A 17,884-nucleotide genomic window follows, 5' to 3' on the forward strand; every position below is an offset into this window, starting at 1 on the left:
CCACCGCTGCCGGCGGTCACGAAGATGAATTTGCTCAGGGACGCCGTCACCGGATCGGTGCGGCCATCCCGACCTTGCACTGGAGAACAAAGAGCATGAGCAACTGGCTGGTAGACAAGCTGATCCCTTCCATCATGCGTTCCGAGTCCCAGAAGAGTTCGGTACCGGAAGGCCTGTGGCACAAATGCCCGTCCTGCGAAGCCGTGCTGTACCGTCCGGAGCTGGAAAAGACCCTGGATGTCTGCCCGAAGTGCGACCACCACATGCGCATCAACGCGCGTACCCGCCTGGATATCTTCCTCGATGAGGACGGTCGCGAGGAGCTGGGCGCCGACCTCGAGCCGGTGGACCGCCTGAAATTCCGCGACAGCAAGAAGTACAAGGATCGCCTCGCCGCGGCACAGAAGGACACCGGCGAGAAGGACGCGCTGATCGCCATGAGCGGCAAGCTGCAGGGCATGCCGGTGGTCGCCTGCGCCTTCGAGTTCTCCTTCATGGGCGGTTCGATGGGCGCCATCGTCGGCGAGCGCTTCGTTCGCGCAGCCAACGTCGCCCTGGAGAAGCGCTGCCCGCTGATCTGCTTCTCCGCCTCCGGCGGCGCGCGCATGCAGGAAGCGCTGATCTCGCTGATGCAGATGGCCAAGACCTCGGCGGTCCTGGCGCGCCTGCGCGAAGAAGGCATCCCGTTCGTCTCGGTATTGACCGACCCGGTCTACGGCGGCGTTTCCGCCAGCCTGGCGATGCTCGGCGACGTGATCGTCGGCGAACCCAAGGCGCTGATCGGCTTCGCCGGTCCCCGCGTGATCGAGCAGACCGTCCGCGAGAAGCTTCCGGAAGGCTTCCAGCGTAGCGAGTTCCTCCTCGAGCATGGCGCCATCGACATGATCGTGCATCGTGCCGAGTTGCGGCCGCGCCTGGCCAATCTGCTGTCGGCCTTCACTCATTCGCCGAGCCCCGTATCCGCATGACCCAGCGTTCCCTGGCCGATTGGCTGAGCTATCTCGAACAACTCCATCCGACGGCCATCGACATGGGCCTGGAGCGTTCCCGCGAGGTAGCGCGCCGGCTCGGCCTGGGAAGGCCGGCGAAACGCGTGGTCACCGTTACCGGGACCAACGGCAAGGGCTCCACCTGCGCCCTGCTCGCCGAACTGCTGCGTGAGCAGGGGTTGTCGGTCGGGGTCTACAGCTCGCCGCACCTGCTGCGCTACAACGAGCGGGTGCGGATCGACGGCATCGAGGCCGGCGATGCGCAACTGTGCGACGCCTTCTCCGCGGTGGAGGCCGCACGTGGCGAGATTTCCCTGACCTATTTCGAAATGGGCACGCTGGCCGCCTTCTGGCTGTTCGAGCGCGCCGGGCTGGACTTCGCGGTGCTGGAAGTCGGCCTTGGCGGGCGCCTGGATGCGGTCAACCTGATCGACGCCGACCTGGCGCTGATCACCAGCATCGGCCTGGACCATGCGGACTGGCTGGGCGATACCCGCGAAAGCGTGGCTTTCGAGAAAGCCGGTATCCTGCGCGCCGGCAAACCGGCCCTGTGCGGCGATCTCGATCCCCCGCAGCCATTGCTGGAGCAGGTGGCTGCGCTGGGGGCACCGCTTTACCTGCGCGGTCGCGACTACGACCTGGCGCTCGCCGATCATGGCTGGCACTGGCGCGGGCTGGCCGCGGACGGCCAGGCGCTGGCGCTGCACGATCTGCCGTTGCTCGGGTTGCCCATGGAAAACGCCGCGCTGGCCCTGCAGGCCTACGCGTTGCTCGAGTTGCCCTGGCAGGCGGAGCGCCTGGCCGAGGCGCTGCGGCGGACCCGGGTGACCGGTCGCCTCGATCGCCGCGACCTGTCCTGGAACGGCCAGCCACGCCAGCTCCTGCTGGACGTCGGGCACAATCCCCAGGCCGCCCAGTACCTGGCGCAACGCCTGCGTGCCGCAGCGCCACGAGGGCGCTACCTGGCGGTCTTCGGCCTGCTGGCGGACAAAGACCTGGATGGCGTACTGGAACCCTTGACCGGCTTGGTGCAGGATTGGGCCGTTGCACCGTTGCCGACCCCGCGTTCGCGGCCGGCCGCGGAGCTGGAGGCGGCGCTGATCCTGCGCCAGGTTCCGGCGAGCAGCCATGCGGATATCGCCGCCGCCCTGGACGCGCAGTGCGCCAAGGCTACCGCGGATGATGTCATTCTGCTGTTCGGATCGTTCTATAGCGTGGCCGAAGGCCTGGAATGGCTGGCCCGTAGAACGGATAAGGGGGAGTAAATCATGGCCTTGCTGGAAAGAGGGCTGAAGCAGCGCATCGTCGGGGCGTTGGTGCTGATCGCCCTGGCGGTGATCTTCCTGCCGATGCTGTTCACCCGCGAAGACGAGTCGCGCCAGGTCGTGGTGGAAGCGCCGCCGCGCCCGCAATCGCCGGCCATGCCCAGTGTCGAGGTGCAGCCGACCGAGGTGCCGGAACTGCAGCCCGGCGAGGAAGGCATCGCTCCCGAGATCGTCGAGGAAGGCTCCCCGGCCGCCGCCGGCCAGCCCAGCCAGCCGATCGGCGGCCTGCCGGCGACCCCGCCGGCCACCCAGCCGCCCGCCCAGGCCCAGGCGCCGGCCGCCAGCCTGCCGCCAAGCCAGCCGCAACCGCCCGCTGCGCCGCCGAGCCCGCCGCCCGCGGAGAAGCGCCTGGACGCCAACAACCTGCCGCAGAGCTGGTCGGTACAGCTTGCCAGCCTGTCCAACCGGGCGCGCGCCGAGGAATTGCAGAAGACCCTGCGCTCCCAGGGCTACAACGCCTACATCCGCAGCTTCGACGGGATGAACCGGGTCTTCGTCGGGCCGGTGATCCAGCGCGCCGAGGCGGATCGCCTGCGCGACCAGTTGAGCAAGCAGCAGAAGCTCAACGGCTTCGTCGTGCGCTTCCAGCCGGAACGCGGTTGACCGCGACCCGCGGCTTACCGTCGCGGGCGCGCTCTGCTAAAATGCAGCGCCTTTTCTGCTTGTGGGCTGCATAGTGGCATTTACCTGGGTCGATTGGACGATGGTCGCCATCATCGTCGTTTCCAGCCTGATCAGTCTGAGTCGCGGCTTCGTCAAGGAAGCCTTGTCCCTGCTTACCTGGATAGTCGCCGGCGCGGTGGCCTGGATGTTCGGCGGGGCGCTGGCGCAGCACCTGGGCGAGTACATCCAGACCCCCTCGGCCCGCATCATCGCAGCCTGCGCGCTGCTGTTCATCGCGACCCTGCTGCTCGGGGCGCTGGTCAACTACCTCATCGGCGAACTGATCCGGGTCACCGGCCTCTCCGGCACCGACCGCTTCCTCGGCATGGTCTTCGGCGGTGCGCGCGGCGTACTGCTGGTCGTGCTGCTGGTCGGCCTGCTCAGCCTGGCCCCGGTACAGCAGGACCCTTGGTGGCAGCAGTCGGTGCTGATGCCGCATTTCCTGATGGTTGCCGACTGGTCGAAGAACTTCATTCTCGGTTTCGCCGGCCAGTGGTTGCCGGCCGCGCCGATAACGCCGCCGAGCGGCATCGGCGGGCTGCTTCCCAGCCAGTGATTTTGGCGGGACACTGGCCGAGGCCGGGTCCCGCGGTTTTCCAGGGCGGCGCGTCGATGGCGCGGCGCCGGCGGCACAGGACGTGCCGCGAGCCAGTCGGCGGCGAAGGTCACCGATTCGCGGGAGCCAGCGGCCCACAGGCCCTGGTCAGCTCGATGGTCCGGGACGGACCGATCGCGCTTCCCATCTTTCCAGCTTGAGCCAAGTAGGGGTTGCGTCACATGTGTGGCATCGTCGGTATCGTGGGCAAGTCGAACGTCAATCAGGCGCTGTATGACGCGCTCACCGTCCTCCAACATCGCGGCCAGGACGCTGCCGGTATCGTCACCTGCCATGACGATAAGCTGTACCTGCGCAAGGACAACGGCCTGGTCCGCGACGTCTTCCAGCAGCGCCACATGCAGCGCCTGATCGGCAGCGTCGGCATCGGCCATGTGCGTTACCCGACCGCCGGCAGCTCCAGCTCGGCGGAAGCGCAGCCGTTCTACGTCAACTCGCCCTACGGCATCACCCTGGCGCACAACGGCAACCTGACCAATGTCGAGCAGTTGGCCAAGGAAATCTACGAATCCGACCTGCGCCACGTGAACACCAACTCCGATTCGGAAGTGCTGCTCAACGTGTTCGCCCACGAGCTGGCGGTGCGCAACAAGCTGCAGCCCACCGAGGAGGACATCTTCGCCGCGGTTTCCTGCGTGCACGACCGTTGCGTCGGCGGCTACGCGGTGGTGGCGATGATCACCGGCCATGGCATCGTCGGTTTCCGCGACCCCAATGCGATCCGTCCGATCGTCTTCGGCCAGCGGCATACCGAGAATGGCGTCGAATACATGATCGCCTCCGAGAGCGTGGCCCTGGACGTACTCGGCTTCACCCTGATCCGCGACCTGGCGCCGGGCGAGGCGGTGTACATCACCGAGGAAGGCAAGCTCTATACCCGCCAGTGCGCCAAGGCGCCGAAGTACGCGCCGTGCATCTTCGAGCACGTCTACCTGGCGCGTCCGGATTCGATCATGGACGGCATCTCGGTGTACAAGGCGCGCCTGCGCATGGGCGAGAAGCTTGCCGACAAGATCCTCCGCGAGCGTCCCGACCACGACATCGACGTGGTCATCCCGATCCCGGACACCAGCCGCACCGCGGCGCTGGAACTGGCCAACCGGCTCGGCGTGAAGTTCCGCGAGGGCTTCGTCAAGAACCGCTACATCGGCCGCACCTTCATCATGCCCGGCCAGGCGGCGCGGAAGAAATCCGTGCGGCAGAAGCTCAACGCCATCGAGCTGGAGTTCCGCGGCAAGAACGTGATGCTGGTGGATGACTCCATCGTCCGCGGCACCACCTGCAAGCAGATCATCCAGATGGCCCGCGAGGCCGGGGCGAAGAACGTCTACTTCTGCTCCGCCGCGCCGGCCGTGCGCTACCCCAACGTCTACGGCATCGACATGCCGAGTGCGCACGAGCTGATCGCGCACAATCGCAGCACCGAGGACGTCAGCAAGCTGATCGGCGCCGACTGGCTGGTCTACCAGGACCTGCCCGACCTGATCGACGCGGTCGGCGGCGGCAAGATCAAGATCGATCACTTCGACTGCGCCGTGTTCGACGGCGAGTACGTGACCGGCGACGTCAACGAGGCCTACCTGAACCGGATCGAACAGGCGCGCAACGATGCGACCAAGGCCAAGAGCCAGGCGGTCAGCGCGATCATCGATCTGTACAACGACTGACAAAGGGGAGAGCGGCATGACTCAGGACTGGGATGCCGGGCGTCTCGACAGCGACCTGGAAGGCGCGGCCTTCGACACCCTGGCGGTTCGCGCCGGGCAACGGCGGACGCCGGAGGGCGAGCACGGCGAGGCGCTGTTCACCACTTCCAGCTACGTCTTCCGCACCGCCGCCGACGCGGCCGCGCGGTTCGCCGGCGAAGTGCCGGGCAACGTCTATTCGCGCTACACCAACCCCACGGTACGCACCTTCGAGGAGCGCATCGCCGCCCTCGAAGGAGCCGAGCAGGCGGTGGCCACGGCGTCGGGCATGTCGGCGATCCTCGCCCTGGTGATGAGCCTGTGCAGCTCCGGCGACCACGTGCTGGTCTCGCGCAGCGTGTTCGGCTCGACCATCAGCCTGTTCGACAAGTACTTCAAGCGCTTCGGTATCCAGGTCGACTATCCGCCGTTGAGCGATCTTGCGGCCTGGGAGGCGGCGTGCAAGCCGAATACCAAGCTGTTCTTCGTCGAGTCGCCATCCAACCCGCTGGCCGAGCTGGTGGATATCGCCGCGCTGGCCGAGATCGCCCACGCCAAGGGTGCGCTGCTGGCGGTGGACAACTGCTTCTGCACGCCGGCCCTGCAACAGCCGCTGAAGCTCGGTGCGGACGTGGTGATCCACTCCGCGACCAAGTACATCGACGGCCAGGGCCGGGGCATGGGCGGGGTGGTCGCCGGTCGCGGCGAGCAGATGAAGGAAGTGGTCGGCTTCCTCCGCACCGCCGGGCCGACCCTCAGCCCGTTCAACGCCTGGCTGTTCCTCAAGGGCCTGGAAACCCTGCGTATCCGCATGCAGGCGCACAGCGCCAGTGCCCTGGCTCTGGCCGAATGGCTGGAGCGCCAGCCGGGCATCGAGCGGGTCTACTACGCGGGCCTGCAGAGCCATCCTCAGCATGAGTTGGCCCGGCGCCAGCAGAGCGGCTTCGGCGCGGTCGTCAGCTTCGACGTGAAGGGCGGGCGCGATGCCGCCTGGCGCTTCATCGACGCTACCCGGATGGTCTCGATCACCACCAACCTGGGCGACACCAAGACCACCATCGCCCACCCGGCGACCACCTCCCACGGTCGACTGTCCCCCGAGGACCGCGCGCGCGCCGGGATCGGCGACAGCCTGATCCGGGTCGCGGTCGGCCTGGAAGACCTCGACGACCTCAAGGCCGACATGGCTCGGGGGCTGGCTGCGCTGTGATCGAACCCAACCTGCGAGGCAACGGCAAGGTCGCCCTGGTCACCGGGGCGGCCCGGGGCATTGGCCTGGGCATCAGTGCCTGGCTGATCGCCGAGGGCTGGCAGGTAGTGCTTGCCGACAACGACCGTGAACGCGGGGCCAGGGTGGCCGAGGCGCTGGGCGAGCACGCCTGGTTCGTGGCCATGGACGTGGCCCAGGAGGGCCAGGTGGCGATGAGCGTGGCCGAGGTGCTCGGTCAGTTCGGCCGCCTCGACGGCCTGGTCTGCAACGCCGCCATCGCCAATCCGCGCAATACGCCGCTGGAGGCGCTGAGTCTCGGCGAGTGGACCCGGACCCTGGCGGTCAACCTGACCGGTCCGATGCTGCTGGCCAAGTACTGCACGCCTTATCTGCGCGCGCACAATGGCGCCATCGTCAACATCGCCTCGACTCGTGCCCACCAGTCGGAGCCTGACTCCGAGGCCTACGCCGCGAGCAAGGGCGGGTTGCTGGCGCTGACCCATGCCCTGGCCGCCAGCCTGGGCCCGGATATCCGTGTCAATGCGCTCAGCCCCGGCTGGATCGATACCCGCGAGGCCGCCGAGCGCGAGGCTGCGCCGCTGACCGAGCTGGACCACGACCAGCACCTGGTCGGCCGGGTCGGAACGGTGGAGGATGTCGCGTCGCTGGTGGCTTGGCTGCTCTCCGAGGACGCCGGTTTCGTCACCGGCCAGGAATTCCTGGTCGATGGCGGCATGACCCGGAAAATGATCTACCTCGACTGAGTTGGTGGGGAGATGCGGAAAAGGCGCTGTTCCGAAAGGAGCAGCGCTTTTTTTCGTATGAGGCCGCCTTGCCGGTATGGCGCCGTTATTCCGTCTTCAGTTCGCGCAGATCGACGGCCTGTCCATCGAACAACTGGTTGGCGTTGGTCGGCAGGATGCTGGGTCGTCCCTCCGGGCCGCGAGTGCCGTCGATGACCCGGATGTCGCTGTATTTCTTGCCCGAGAGCGCGGCGAGACCGGCGCTGTCGCGGACCACCGTAGGACGCAGGAAGACCATCAGGTTGCGCTTGGTGTGGGTGTCCTTGGTGGAACGGAACAGGCGACCGAGCAATGGGATGTCCCCGAGCAGGGGAACCTTCGACTCGGCTTGGGAAACGTCGTCCTGGATCAGGCCGCCGATCACGATCACCTGGCCGTTCTCGGCGAGGATGGTGCTCTTGATCGAGCGCTTGCTGGTGATCAGGTCGGTATTGTTGCGCTGCTGGGCGTTGGGCAGCAGGGCCGAGATCTCCTGCTCGATCTCCAGGCGCAGGGCCGCGCCGTCGTTGATGTGCGGAGTGACCTTGAGGCTGACGCCGATATCCTTGCGCTCCACGGTGGTGAACGGGTTGCTCGAACCTTCGCTGTTGGTGGTGTAGGAGCCGGTCTGGAACGGTACGTTCTGGCCGACCAGAATCTCCGCTTTCTGGTTGTCCAGGGTCAACAGGCTCGGGGTCGACAGCAGGTTGCTCTTGGTGTTGGCCGAGAGCGCGGTGACCAGCGCGCCGAAGCTGCTGCTGCCGATGCCGACGATGGCGCCGTCGGGGATGGATTCCGGTGCCTTGTTGCTCTCGAGCGATTGCAGCAGGGTGCCGATGGACAGTCCGGTATTGGCGAAGTTGGTCTTGGTTCCGCCCATGCCGCCCTTGTTGATCGCCCATTGCACGCCGACGGCATCCTGGATGTCGCCGGAGATCTCGACGATGGCCGCCTCCACCAATACCTGGGCACGCGGCACGTCGAGCTGGCGAACGATGTCCTCGAGGGCGTTGACCGTGTCCGGGTCGGCCAGCAGGACCAGGGCGTTGGTGCTTTCGTCGGCACGGATGAGGATGTTGCTCGGTCGGCCGCCGCCGGTCTGTTCGCCGCCCTGGCCGCCGTTGTTCTTCATGCCTTCGGAAATCTGGCCGAGGGTTTCCGCGAGGGTCTTGGCGTCGTTGTGGCGCAGGCGGATCACCCGGGTATTGGCCGAGCGCGCGGTCGGGGTGTCCAGCGATTGCGCCAGTTGCACCAGCTTGGCGCGCGCCTGCGGCGGGCCGAGGATGATCAGGCGGTTGGTGCGCGCGTCGGCGATCACCTGGGCGCCCGCCGCGCCCTTGGCCTGGCCGCGGCTCATGGCGTTGTTGAGCACCTCGGCGGCGTCCATCACCCAGCCGTAGCGCAGGTTGATCACGCTGTAGTCGTGGCTGCCCTTCTGGTCGAGCTGGCGGATCACGTCTTCGATTCGCGCGATATTGGCGCTGCGGTCGCTGATGATCAGCGCGTTGGCCGAGGGCACCGCGGCGAGGTGGCCATATTGTGGGACCAGCGGACGGATCAGCGGGATGAGTTCCGATACCGGGCTCTGCTGCACCTGGATCACCCGCGTCTCCAGGCGATCCGGCGCGCTCTGGCCGCCGCCGGCCTCGGTCTTGGCCTCGGCGTTGGGCACGATGCGCGCCTGGTCGCCCTGGGCAACCACGGTGAAGCCGTGGGTGCTCATCACCGAGAGGAACAACTGGTAGACCTCGCTCAACGAGAGCTGGGCCTTGGAGACCACGCTGACCTGGCCCTTGACCCGCGGGTCGACGACGAAGGTCTCGCCGGTGATTTCGGAAATCTGGTCGATGAATTCGCGGATGTCGGCATCCTTGAGGTTGATCGTCCAGTGCGCCTCCTGCTGGTTGCCGGCCGGGACGAAGGCGTTCCCGCCGCTGTTTTCGGCGTGCGCCGCCTGGATGCCGAGGGCCAGGCTGAGAAGGACGGCGGGAACGTACGAACGACTGGAAGGGGCAAACAGGGCGCGGAGCAAAGGCTGGGACATCGGGTCAGTCGCTTTCCGTAGGCGTGGTCGTGGGCTCGCTCGAGTCTTCTTCGGCGGGTTCTGCGATGGGCGTGGCTTCCATCTGCTGGCGCAAGGCGTCCAGGCGCTCGCGCAATGCTGCAGCGTTCTCATCCTGCAGGCTTTGCAGTTGTTCGATCGAGTCGTTCTCGCTTGTAATGTCGTCCGCGCTGGCCAGCAGTCCCCCGGAACGGTGCGGGAAGGGCAGGCTTTCCAGGCGCCCGCCGCGCTGCAGTTCGACGCGGTCGCGGTAGACCGCGTGCAGCTTCACGCCGTCGCTGATCTCGCCGCCGACCGCGTAGCGGTGCGGCTTGTCGCCCTGGCGCTGGATGATCGCGCTGGACAGCTTGGGATCGCTCTGGACGAAGCTGCCCTTGAGCACCAGGTCGAGGTTGGTGGCCGGTGGCGGGGCGTTGGGGTCCTGGGCGCTGGTGCCGAAGAGGCGCGCCAGGCGGGTCGGATCGCTGCGGATCGACTCGTGGCTGACCGGCGAGGCGGCGACGGCTACCGGGCTGCGTTGCAGGCGCAACCAGCCGGCCGCCTGCCAGGCGAGGCTGATGCTCATGGCGATGATCAGGGCAACAGCCAGAAGGGCCGGGGCGTACCGCTGCAGCCAGCGGGAAGAGGCGCCGGAGAAAGGCAATACATCACTCCTGGTCTTTATCGTTATGTCTGAAGATCGCCGAGGGATCATAGCAGTTCGTTGCCAGTAGGCTACCTACTTCTATCAATAGGTGTGACTGGCCGGGCCAGGCACGCTTGTGCTTAAGATAACGGCTCGCCAGGATACTTCTGCAAGAGGAACTCGGGATCGGCCGCACAAAACGACTAACAACTAACAATACTGACGGTAACCGTTCAGTGGTCATATACGACCAAGATACTTCTGTAAGGTTACCGCTATAAGGCATCCATGATGACAGCCCCATTACCCGACATCGCCGCGCCGGCCGCACCGCCACGGCGTCTGCCGTTCAGCTTCGCCAAGCGCCAGGGCCTGTTGTTCCTGTGCCTGGAGGAGCAGTACTGGCTGGCCTGCCGGCCGCAGGTGGAGCTGGCGGCGATCGCCGAGGCGCAGCGCTTCGCCGGCCGCCGCCTGCCGCTCAGGGCGCTCGGCGAGGACGCCTTCAACCAGGCCCTGGCGGCCTCCTACCAGCACGACTCCTCGGCGGCCATGCAGCTCGCCGAGGACCTCGGCGGCAGCCTGGACCTCGCCGCGCTGGCCGACCAGGTCCCGGAAACCGAGGACCTGATGGAGCAGGAGGACGACGCGCCGATCATTCGCCTGATCAACGCGATCCTCGGCGAGGCGATCCGCGAGAACGCCTCGGACATCCACCTGGAAACCTTCGAGAAGCGCCTGGTGGTGCGCTTCCGCGTCGACGGCGTGCTGCGCGAGGTGCTGGAGCCCAAGCGCGAGCTGGCGGCCCTGCTGGTATCGCGGATCAAGGTCATGGCGCGGCTGGACATCGCCGAGAAGCGTATTCCCCAGGATGGGCGGATTTCCCTGCGGGTCGGCGGGCGCGAGGTGGACATCCGCGTCTCGACCCTGCCCTCGGCCAACGGTGAACGGGTGGTGCTGCGTCTGCTCGACAAGCAGGCCGGGCGCCTGAACCTGCAGCACCTGGGCATGAGCGAGCGCGACCGCAAGCTGATGGACGAAACGGTGCGCAAGCCGCACGGCATCCTGCTGGTCACCGGCCCCACCGGCTCGGGCAAGACCACCACCCTGTACGCCAGCCTGACCACGCTCAACGACCGCACGCGGAACATCCTCACCGTCGAGGATCCGATCGAATACCACCTGGAGGGCATCGGCCAGACCCAGGTCAACGCCAAGGTCGACATGACCTTCGCCCGCGGCCTGCGGGCGATCCTCCGGCAGGACCCGGACGTGGTGATGGTCGGCGAGATCCGCGACCGGGAGACCGCCGAGATCGCGGTGCAGGCTTCGCTGACCGGCCACCTGGTGCTCTCGACCCTGCACACCAACAGCGCCATCGGCGCGATCACCCGCCTGGTGGACATGGGCATCGAGCCGTTCCTGCTGTCCTCCTCCATGCTTGGCGTGCTGGCCCAGCGCCTGGTGCGGGTGCTCTGCCCGGCGTGCAAGGAGCCCTACCGCGCCGACGAGGCCGAGTGCGCGCTGCTCGGCGTCGATCCCGCCGCGCCGCCGACCCTGCATCGCGCCCGCGGCTGCGGCGAGTGCCACCAGCATGGCTATCGCGGGCGTACCGGTATCTATGAACTGGTGGTGTTCGACGACCACATGCGCTCGCTGATCCACAACGAATCCTCCGAGCAGGAAATGACCCGGCATGCCCGCACCAGCGGACCAAGCATCCGCGACGACGGTCGGCGCAAGGTGCTGGAAGGCGTCACTACGGTCGAGGAAGTCCTGCGCGTGACCCGGGAAGAATAATGGCCGCCTTCGAATACCTCGCCCTCGACCCCAGCGGTCGCCAGCAGAAGGGCGTGCTGGAGGCGGACAGCGCGCGCCAGGTCCGCCAGTTGCTGCGCGAGCGCCAATTGGCGCCGCTCGACGTGAAGCCCACCCGTACCCGCGAGCAGAGCGGGCAGGGCGGGCGCCTGACGTTCGCCCGCGGACTGTCCGCGCGCGACCTGGCATTGGTGACCCGGCAACTGGCGACCCTGGTCCAGGCCGCGTTGCCGATCGAGGAGGCGCTGCGCGCCGCCGCGGCGCAGTCCACCTCGCAGCGCATCCAGTCGATGCTTCTCGCGGTGCGCGCCAAGGTCCTCGAAGGCCATAGCCTGGCCGGCAGCCTGCGCGAGTTTCCCACCGCCTTTCCCGAGCTGTACCGGGCGACTGTGGCTGCCGGCGAGCATGCCGGGCACCTCGGCCCGGTGCTGGAGCAACTTGCCGACTACACCGAGCAGCGCCAGCAGTCGCGGCAGAAGATCCAGCTGGCGCTGCTCTATCCGGTGATCCTGATGGTCGCTTCGCTGGCCATCGTCGGCTTCCTGCTGGGCTACGTGGTGCCCGACGTGGTCCGGGTGTTCATCGACAGCGGGCAGACCCTGCCGCTGTTGACCCGCGTGCTGATCGGCGTCAGCGACTGGGTCAAGGCCTGGGGCGCGCTGGCCTTCGTCGCGGCGATCGGCGGGGTGATCGGCTTCCGCTACGCGCTGCGCAAGGATGCCTTTCGCGAGCGCTGGCATGGCTTCCTGCTGCGCGTGCCGCTGGTCGGTCGGCTGGTGCGTTCCACCGACACCGCGCGCTTCGCCTCGACCCTGGCGATCCTCACCCGCAGCGGCGTGCCGCTGGTGGAGGCGCTGGCGATCGCCGCCGAGGTGATCGCCAACCGGATCATCCGCAACGAAGTGGTCAAGGCCGCGCAGAAGGTCCGCGAGGGCGCCAGCCTGACCCGCTCGCTGGAAGCCACCGGGCAGTTTCCGCCGATGATGCTGCACATGATCGCCAGCGGCGAGCGCTCCGGCGAGCTGGACCAGATGCTGGCGCGCACCGCGCGCAACCAGGAGAACGACCTGGCGGCGCAGATCGGCCTGATGGTCGGCCTGTTCGAACCGTTCATGCTGATATTCATGGGCGCGGTGGTGCTGGTCATCGTCCTTGCCATTCTTCTTCCGATCCTTTCTCTCAACCAACTCGTGGGGTAATCGCGTGAATCAGAGCCGCCCATTGCAGCGTCGCCAACAGTCGGGCTTCACCCTGATCGAAATCATGGTCGTGGTGGTCATCCTCGGCATCCTCGCCGCCCTGGTGGTGCCGCAGGTAATGAGCCGTCCCGACCAGGCCAAGGTCACCGTGGCCAAGGGCGACATCAAGGCCATCGCTGCCGCGCTGGACATGTACAAGCTGGACAACTTCGCCTATCCGAGCACCCAGCAGGGCCTCGAGGCGCTGGTGAAGAAGCCCACCGGCAATCCGCAGCCGAAGAACTGGAACAAGGACGGCTACCTGAAGAAGCTGCCGGTCGATCCGTGGGGCAATCCCTACCAGTACCTGGCGCCGGGCACCAAGGGCCCGTTCGACCTGTATTCGCTGGGCGCCGACGGCAAGGAAGGCGGCAGCGACAACGACGCCGACATCGGTAACTGGGACAACTGACCGGACATGCGGGCTTCGCGCGGCTTCACCCTCATCGAGCTGATGGTGGTGATGGTCATCATCAGCGTACTGATCGGCCTGGCGGTGCTCAGCACCGGCTTCGCCAGCACCTCGCGGGAGCTGGACAGCGAGGCCGAGCGGCTCGCCGGGCTGATCGGCGTGCTGACCGACGAGGCCGTGCTGGACAACCGCGAGTACGGCCTGCGCCTGGAGCGCGATGCCTACCAGGTACTGCGCTACGACGAAGCGAAGGCGCGCTGGTTGCCGGTGGCGCGCGACAGCCACCGCCTGCCGGAGTGGGCGGAGCTGACCTTCGAGCTGGACGGCCAGCCGCTGGTGCTGGCCGGCAGCAAGGGCGAGAAGGAGCAGAAGAAAGGCACCGACCAGCCGCAATTGCTGATCCTCTCCAGTGGCGAACTCAGTCCGTTCCGCCTGCGCCTGGCCGAGCGCGGACCCGAGGGGCGGGCGTTGTCGCTGAGCAGCGACGGTTTCCGCCTGCCACGGGTCGAGGTGGCGCGGCGATGAAGCGCGCGCGTGGTTTCACCCTGCTGGAAGTGCTGGTGGCCCTGGCGATCTTCGCCATGGTCGCGGCCAGCGTGCTCAGTGCCAGCGCGCGCAGCCTGCAGAACGCCTCGCGGCTGGAAGACAAGACCCTGGCGATGTGGATCGCCGACAACCGTCTCAACGAATTGCAACTGGAACAGACGCCGCCCTCCAGCGGCCGCAACCAGGGCGAGCTGGAGTTCGCCGGGCGCCGCTGGGAGTGGCGCACCCAGGTCGACAGCACCGCCGAGCAGGATATGCGGCGGGTGATCGTCTGGGTCGCGGCGAAGCCCCTTGGCCGCGAGCGTGGCAGCATCGAGGAACGCGCCGCGGCGCGCCTCGTCGGTTTCCTCGGGAGCCAGCCATGAGGCTACAGCGGGGCTTCACCCTGCTCGAGCTGCTGATCGCCATCGCCATCTTCGCCCTGCTGGCCCTGGCCACCTACCGCATGTTCGACAGCGTGATGCAGACCGACCAGGCGACTCGCGTGCAGGAGCAGCGCATGCGCGAGCTGGTGCGGGCGATGGGCGCGCTGGAGCGCGACCTGACCCAGGCGGTCGAACGTCCGGTACGCGACGAACTGGGCGATAACCGTGGCGCCTTCCTCAGCGAGGGCGAGAACGACCAGATCGTCGAATTCACCCGTGGCGGCTGGCGCAACCCGCTCGGTCAGGCGCGCTCGCGCCTGCAGCGGGTGCGCTGGTCGCTGTCCGGGGAGACCCTCGAACGCCGCTACTGGCTGGTTCTGGACCGCGCCCAGGACAGCAAGCCACGGGTGCAGCAGGTGCTGGACGGGGTTACCGCGCTGAGCTGGCGCTTCCTCGACAAGGAGCACAACTGGCAGGGCCACTGGCCGACCGACGAAGGCAGCGAGGAGGAGCGCCTGGAAAGCCTGCCGCTGGCGGTGGAGATGACCCTGGAGCACCGCCACTACGGCAAGCTGGTGCGCGTCTGGCGTTTGCTCGATCCGCCGCTCAAGCAGGACCAGCCGCAGGGCCAGCCGGGCGGCGAGAATGGCGAGAACGGCGAGGGCGGAGTGCCGCAGCCGCCGGAAGGCATGCCGGGGGCGCCGGAATGAGGCGCGGGCAGAACGGCGTCGCGCTGATCACCGTGCTGCTGGTGGTGGCGGTGGTGACTATCGTCTGCGCCGGGCTGATCATCCGCCAGCAGTTGGCGATACGCAGCAGCGCCAACCAGTTGCACGTGCGCCAGGCCTGGCACTATGCGCTGGGCGGCGAACGCCTGGCGGAAGCGGTGCTGCGCCGCGACCTGCGCCAGGGCGGCGAGAATACCCGCGAGCCGGTGGACCACCTGGGCGAGGCCTGGGCTCGACCGATGACGCCCTTCAAGCTGGACGACGGCGGCGAGCTGCGGGTGCGGATCGAGGACCCCAGCGGGCGTTTCAATCTCAACGGACTGGTGCGCAAGCGCAAGGTCAAGCCGGATTCGGTGAAGCAGTTCCGTCGCCTGCTGGCCACCCTGGGGATGAAGGAAGAGATCGTCCAGGGCTTGCCGGACCGGCTGGCCGACTGGCTCGACGCCGACCAGAATCCGCAGGGCGAGCAAGGCGCCGAGGACAACCAGTACCTGCTGGAGGCGCCGGCCTACCGCGCCGCCAACCGCAGTTTCAAGGACGTGTCCGAGCTGCGCCTGCTGAAATTGTCGGAAGCCGACTATCGACGCCTGCTGCCGTTCGTCAGCGCCTTGCCCGAAGATGCGCCGCTGAACGTGAACACTGCCAGCGCGCCGGTGCTGGCCGCCATGTTCGAGATCGATCCGGGACAGGCGGAAAACATCGTGGACGCCCGCGGTCGGGAAGGTTTCCAGAGCAAGGACGATTTCACCAAGCATCTGACCCAGTTGGGTTCGAAGACCGGAAACGTCAGTTATGCCGTCGGCACCCGCTACTTCCAGGTGATCAGCGAGGTCAGCCTGGGCGACCGCCGGCAGGTGTTGGTGAGTACCTTGCAGCGGGGCAAGGACGGCAAGATACGCGTGATGGCCCGCGACATGGGGCAGGGCGGCCTGCCCATCCCGTCGACGGGCGGCGACGATTGGAAGAAGGACGAGCGATGAGTGGAGTGAGTGCGCTGTTCCTGCCGCCCGCCAGCACGGCGGGGGCCGATGGGGAACTGGCGGTATGGTGGGTGCAGGATGGCGAGTGCCGGCGCGCGCCGTTTGCCCAGGCGCTGGCGGAGATCCGCGCGCCCTGGCGGCTGTACCTGCCGGTGGAGGCGGTGACCGCCTGCGCGGTGAACCTGCCTACACAGAAGGCGCGCTGGTTGCGCCAGTCGCTGCCGTTCGCGGTGGAGGAACAACTGGCCGACGATGTCGAGCAGATGCACCTTGCCCTTGGGCCGGCGCTGGCCGACGGCCGCCACCGGGTATTCGCCGTGCAGCGCACCTGGCTTGCCGCCTGGCTGGCGCTGGCCGAGGGCGCGGGCAAGGCGCCGGCTTCGCTGCATGTCGATGCCGATTGCCTGCCGGGCGAGGGCAGTTGCCTGTTCTGGCTGGAAGAGCGCTGGTTGCTCGGCGGCAGCGGCGCCGTACGCCTGGCCTGCGGCAGCGAGGATTGGCCGGTGCTGCGCGACAGTTGCCCGCCGCCGCAGCGGGCCTTCGCCGCGCAGGAGGTGGCGCCCCTGGAGGGGGTGGAAGTCCAGCCCCTGGCGGGCAATCCGCACGTCTGGCTGAGCGAGCAGCCGCTGGGCACCGACCTGGCCCAGGCCGAGTTCGCCGCGCGCCAGCAGAGCAGCCAGTGGCGCCGCTGGCGGCCGCTGCTGGGGTTGGTTGGGCTGTGGCTGGTATTGCAATGGGGCTTCACCCTGGTCCAGGCCTGGCAGTTGCAGCGCGAAGGCGACCGCTACGCGGCGCAGAGCGCAGAACTCTACCGCCAGTTGTTTCCCGAGGACCGCAAGCTGATCAACCTGCGCGCGCAGTTCGACCAGCACCTGGCCGACAGCGCCAGCAGCGGCGGCGAGGGCCAGTTGCTCGGCCTGCTTGGCCAGGCCGCCACGGTGATCGGCGGCGAGCCGACGGTGAGCGTCGAGCAACTGGACTTCAGCGCCGCTCGCGGCGACGTCGCCCTCCAGGTGCGGGCTCCCGGTTTCGACGTGCTGGAACGGCTGCGTTCGCGTCTCAGCGAGTCCGGGCTGGCGGTGCAGCTGGGTTCGGCCAGCCGCGATGGCTCGACGGTCAGCGCGCGCCTGGTGATAGGAGGTTGAGATGAAGGTGATGACGCAATTCCACGAGCGCCTCAAGGCCCAGGCGGAAACCTCGCAGCTGGCGATCCGCTGGCGCGGGCTGCCGGCGCGGGACCGCCTGGCGCTGCTCTGGCTCGGCGCGTTCCTCCTGCTGGTGATGCTCTACCTGGCGCTGTGGCGCCCGGCCGAGCGCCATTTGCAGTCGGCGCGGCAGTACTTCACCGAACAGCGCGCGCTGCATGCCTACATCCAGCAGCAGGCGCCCAACGTGCGCCAGGCCGATGCCGCGGCGCCGCAGGCGCAGATCGACCCGGCGGCGCTGCAGGGCATGGTCACGGCTTCGGCGGCCCAGGCCGGACTGAGTGTCGAGCGCCTCGACAACGAAGGCGAGGGCGCCGTGCAGGTGGCCCTGCAGCCGGCGCCATTCGCCAAGCTGCTGCCCTGGCTGGAGCAGTTGAACGGGCAGGGCGTGCAGGTGGCGGAGGCCGGCCTGGACCGCCAGGTCGACGGCCGGGTCTCGGCGCGCCTGAGCCTGCGGGTCGAGTGAGCGGCCCGTGGCTGGGCCCGGCCTGGGCCCCGGCGCCGACCGTGGCGACAGGCGATCGCCGAAATTTCAAAAAAAATTCAATCAGGGCATTGACTTAGGTTTTTCGGTCGGTAGAATGCGCCCCACTTCGAGAGTGAAGGGTGATTAGCTCAGCTGGGAGAGCATCTGCCTT

Annotated in this window: 18 protein-coding genes; 16 read left to right on the plus strand and 2 right to left on the minus strand. The window is 67.6% G+C overall.

The genetic code is table 11. The features are described 5' to 3' along the window. Positions 1 to 95 precede the first annotated feature (95 nt). From accD to ACTJJX_RS32930, 7 genes are all read left to right on the plus strand, one after another. A complete protein-coding gene (gene accD / locus ACTJJX_RS32900) occupies positions 96 to 968 on the plus strand; it encodes an acetyl-CoA carboxylase, carboxyltransferase subunit beta (protein ID WP_003104199.1) in 873 nt (290 codons plus the stop codon). After that, positions 965 to 2,254 (plus strand): bifunctional tetrahydrofolate synthase/dihydrofolate synthase, encoded by a 1,290-nt coding sequence (gene folC / locus ACTJJX_RS32905; protein ID WP_003115014.1) that lies wholly within the window; start codon positions 965 to 967, stop codon positions 2,252 to 2,254. The genes accD and folC overlap by 4 nt, the downstream gene beginning before the upstream one ends. A 3-nt stretch (positions 2,255 to 2,257) precedes the next feature. Continuing rightward, positions 2,258 to 2,917: an SPOR domain-containing protein gene (locus ACTJJX_RS32910; protein ID WP_003147893.1), complete on the plus strand. Its 660-nt coding sequence runs from the start codon at positions 2,258 to 2,260 to the stop codon at positions 2,915 to 2,917. Positions 2,918 to 2,990: 73 nt separating this feature from the next. Then, on the plus strand, positions 2,991 to 3,533 hold the full coding sequence (locus ACTJJX_RS32915) for a CvpA family protein (RefSeq protein ID WP_003113932.1): 543 nt from the start codon (positions 2,991 to 2,993) through the stop codon (positions 3,531 to 3,533). Positions 3,534 to 3,754: 221 nt separating this feature from the next. Next, positions 3,755 to 5,260: an amidophosphoribosyltransferase gene (gene purF / locus ACTJJX_RS32920; protein WP_003091383.1), complete on the plus strand. Its 1,506-nt coding sequence runs from the start codon at positions 3,755 to 3,757 to the stop codon at positions 5,258 to 5,260. 16 nt (positions 5,261 to 5,276) lie between these two features. Then, positions 5,277 to 6,488 (plus strand): O-succinylhomoserine sulfhydrylase, encoded by a 1,212-nt coding sequence (locus ACTJJX_RS32925; RefSeq protein ID WP_003110062.1) that lies wholly within the window; start codon positions 5,277 to 5,279, stop codon positions 6,486 to 6,488. Continuing rightward, the gene (locus ACTJJX_RS32930; RefSeq protein WP_003103539.1) at positions 6,485 to 7,252 is read left to right on the plus strand and encodes an SDR family oxidoreductase; all 768 of its coding nucleotides are present in this window, start codon (positions 6,485 to 6,487) and stop codon (positions 7,250 to 7,252) included. Before ACTJJX_RS32925 ends, ACTJJX_RS32930 begins: the two co-directional genes overlap by 4 nt. A gap of 85 nt (positions 7,253 to 7,337) precedes the next feature. Here ACTJJX_RS32930 and xcpQ read toward each other — a convergent pair whose 3' ends face one another. Next, positions 7,338 to 9,314, minus strand: a complete 1,977-nt coding sequence (xcpQ, locus tag ACTJJX_RS32935) for a GspD family T2SS secretin variant XcpQ (RefSeq protein ID WP_003103536.1) — start codon at positions 9,312 to 9,314, stop codon at positions 7,338 to 7,340. A gap of 4 nt (positions 9,315 to 9,318) precedes the next feature. Next, positions 9,319 to 10,026: a type II secretion system protein N gene (gene xcpP, locus ACTJJX_RS32940; RefSeq protein ID WP_003119750.1), complete on the minus strand. Its 708-nt coding sequence runs from the start codon at positions 10,024 to 10,026 to the stop codon at positions 9,319 to 9,321. A gap of 219 nt (positions 10,027 to 10,245) precedes the next feature. On the opposite strand from xcpP, the gene xcpR reads away from it, so the two are divergent. The 9 genes from xcpR to xcpZ are packed head-to-tail and all read left to right on the plus strand — an operon-like array spanning position 10,246 to position 17,712. Then, positions 10,246 to 11,754, plus strand: a complete 1,509-nt coding sequence (xcpR, locus tag ACTJJX_RS32945; RefSeq protein WP_003158838.1) for a GspE family T2SS ATPase variant XcpR — start codon at positions 10,246 to 10,248, stop codon at positions 11,752 to 11,754. Further along, a complete protein-coding gene (gene xcpS, locus ACTJJX_RS32950; RefSeq protein WP_003091376.1) occupies positions 11,754 to 12,971 on the plus strand; it encodes a GspF family T2SS innner membrane protein variant XcpS in 1,218 nt (405 codons plus the stop codon). Before xcpR ends, xcpS begins: the two co-directional genes overlap by 1 nt. A 4-nt stretch (positions 12,972 to 12,975) precedes the next feature. Continuing rightward, positions 12,976 to 13,422, plus strand: a complete 447-nt coding sequence (gene xcpT, locus ACTJJX_RS32955; RefSeq protein WP_003119751.1) for a GspG family T2SS major pseudopilin variant XcpT — start codon at positions 12,976 to 12,978, stop codon at positions 13,420 to 13,422. A 6-nt stretch (positions 13,423 to 13,428) separates the two neighbouring features. Then, a complete protein-coding gene (gene xcpU / locus ACTJJX_RS32960; RefSeq protein WP_003103530.1) occupies positions 13,429 to 13,947 on the plus strand; it encodes a GspH family T2SS minor pseudopilin variant XcpU in 519 nt (172 codons plus the stop codon). Further along, a complete protein-coding gene (gene xcpV, locus ACTJJX_RS32965; protein WP_003103528.1) occupies positions 13,944 to 14,333 on the plus strand; it encodes a GspI family T2SS minor pseudopilin variant XcpV in 390 nt (129 codons plus the stop codon). Before xcpU ends, xcpV begins: the two co-directional genes overlap by 4 nt. After that, positions 14,330 to 15,043, plus strand: coding sequence for a GspJ family T2SS minor pseudopilin variant XcpW (xcpW, locus tag ACTJJX_RS32970; RefSeq protein WP_003110067.1), 714 nt, complete (start codon positions 14,330 to 14,332; stop codon positions 15,041 to 15,043). Before xcpV ends, xcpW begins: the two co-directional genes overlap by 4 nt. Continuing rightward, positions 15,040 to 16,041: a GspK family T2SS minor pseudopilin variant XcpX gene (gene xcpX / locus ACTJJX_RS32975; RefSeq protein WP_016852649.1), complete on the plus strand. Its 1,002-nt coding sequence runs from the start codon at positions 15,040 to 15,042 to the stop codon at positions 16,039 to 16,041. The genes xcpW and xcpX overlap by 4 nt, the downstream gene beginning before the upstream one ends. Next, complete coding sequence (xcpY, locus tag ACTJJX_RS32980) at positions 16,038 to 17,186, plus strand: GspL family type II secretion system protein XcpY (RefSeq protein WP_016852650.1); 1,149 nt, start codon at positions 16,038 to 16,040, stop codon at positions 17,184 to 17,186. The genes xcpX and xcpY overlap by 4 nt, the downstream gene beginning before the upstream one ends. Before the next feature lies 1 nt (position 17,187). After that, the gene (gene xcpZ / locus ACTJJX_RS32985) at positions 17,188 to 17,712 is read left to right on the plus strand and encodes a GspM family type II secretion system protein XcpZ (protein WP_016852651.1); all 525 of its coding nucleotides are present in this window, start codon (positions 17,188 to 17,190) and stop codon (positions 17,710 to 17,712) included. Positions 17,713 to 17,884 lie beyond the last annotated feature (172 nt).

The organism is Pseudomonas sp. 22490 (assembly GCF_052044465.1).
Classification (GTDB): Bacteria; Pseudomonadota; Gammaproteobacteria; order Pseudomonadales; family Pseudomonadaceae; genus Pseudomonas; species Pseudomonas aeruginosa.

Excerpts from the sequence above, each read along its gene's own strand:
- accD (WP_003104199.1), top strand. The coding sequence starts at position 96 with ATGAGCAACTGGCTGGTAGACAAGCTGATCCCTTCCATCATGCGTTCC.
- folC (WP_003115014.1), top strand. The coding sequence starts at position 965 with ATGACCCAGCGTTCCCTGGCCGATTGGCTGAGCTATCTCGAACAACTC.
- ACTJJX_RS32910 (WP_003147893.1), top strand. The coding sequence starts at position 2,258 with ATGGCCTTGCTGGAAAGAGGGCTGAAGCAGCGCATCGTCGGGGCGTTG.
- purF (WP_003091383.1), top strand. The coding sequence starts at position 3,755 with ATGTGTGGCATCGTCGGTATCGTGGGCAAGTCGAACGTCAATCAGGCG.
- ACTJJX_RS32925 (WP_003110062.1), top strand. The coding sequence starts at position 5,277 with ATGACTCAGGACTGGGATGCCGGGCGTCTCGACAGCGACCTGGAAGGC.
- xcpQ (WP_003103536.1), bottom strand. The coding sequence starts at position 9,314 with ATGTCCCAGCCTTTGCTCCGCGCCCTGTTTGCCCCTTCCAGTCGTTCG.
- xcpP (WP_003119750.1), bottom strand. The coding sequence starts at position 10,026 with ATGATCCCTCGGCGATCTTCAGACATAACGATAAAGACCAGGAGTGAT.
- xcpR (WP_003158838.1), top strand. The coding sequence starts at position 10,246 with ATGATGACAGCCCCATTACCCGACATCGCCGCGCCGGCCGCACCGCCA.
- xcpS (WP_003091376.1), top strand. The coding sequence starts at position 11,754 with ATGGCCGCCTTCGAATACCTCGCCCTCGACCCCAGCGGTCGCCAGCAG.
- xcpU (WP_003103530.1), top strand. The coding sequence starts at position 13,429 with ATGCGGGCTTCGCGCGGCTTCACCCTCATCGAGCTGATGGTGGTGATG.
- xcpV (WP_003103528.1), top strand. The coding sequence starts at position 13,944 with ATGAAGCGCGCGCGTGGTTTCACCCTGCTGGAAGTGCTGGTGGCCCTG.
- xcpW (WP_003110067.1), top strand. The coding sequence starts at position 14,330 with ATGAGGCTACAGCGGGGCTTCACCCTGCTCGAGCTGCTGATCGCCATC.
- xcpX (WP_016852649.1), top strand. The coding sequence starts at position 15,040 with ATGAGGCGCGGGCAGAACGGCGTCGCGCTGATCACCGTGCTGCTGGTG.
- xcpY (WP_016852650.1), top strand. The coding sequence starts at position 16,038 with ATGAGTGGAGTGAGTGCGCTGTTCCTGCCGCCCGCCAGCACGGCGGGG.
- xcpZ (WP_016852651.1), top strand. The coding sequence starts at position 17,188 with ATGAAGGTGATGACGCAATTCCACGAGCGCCTCAAGGCCCAGGCGGAA.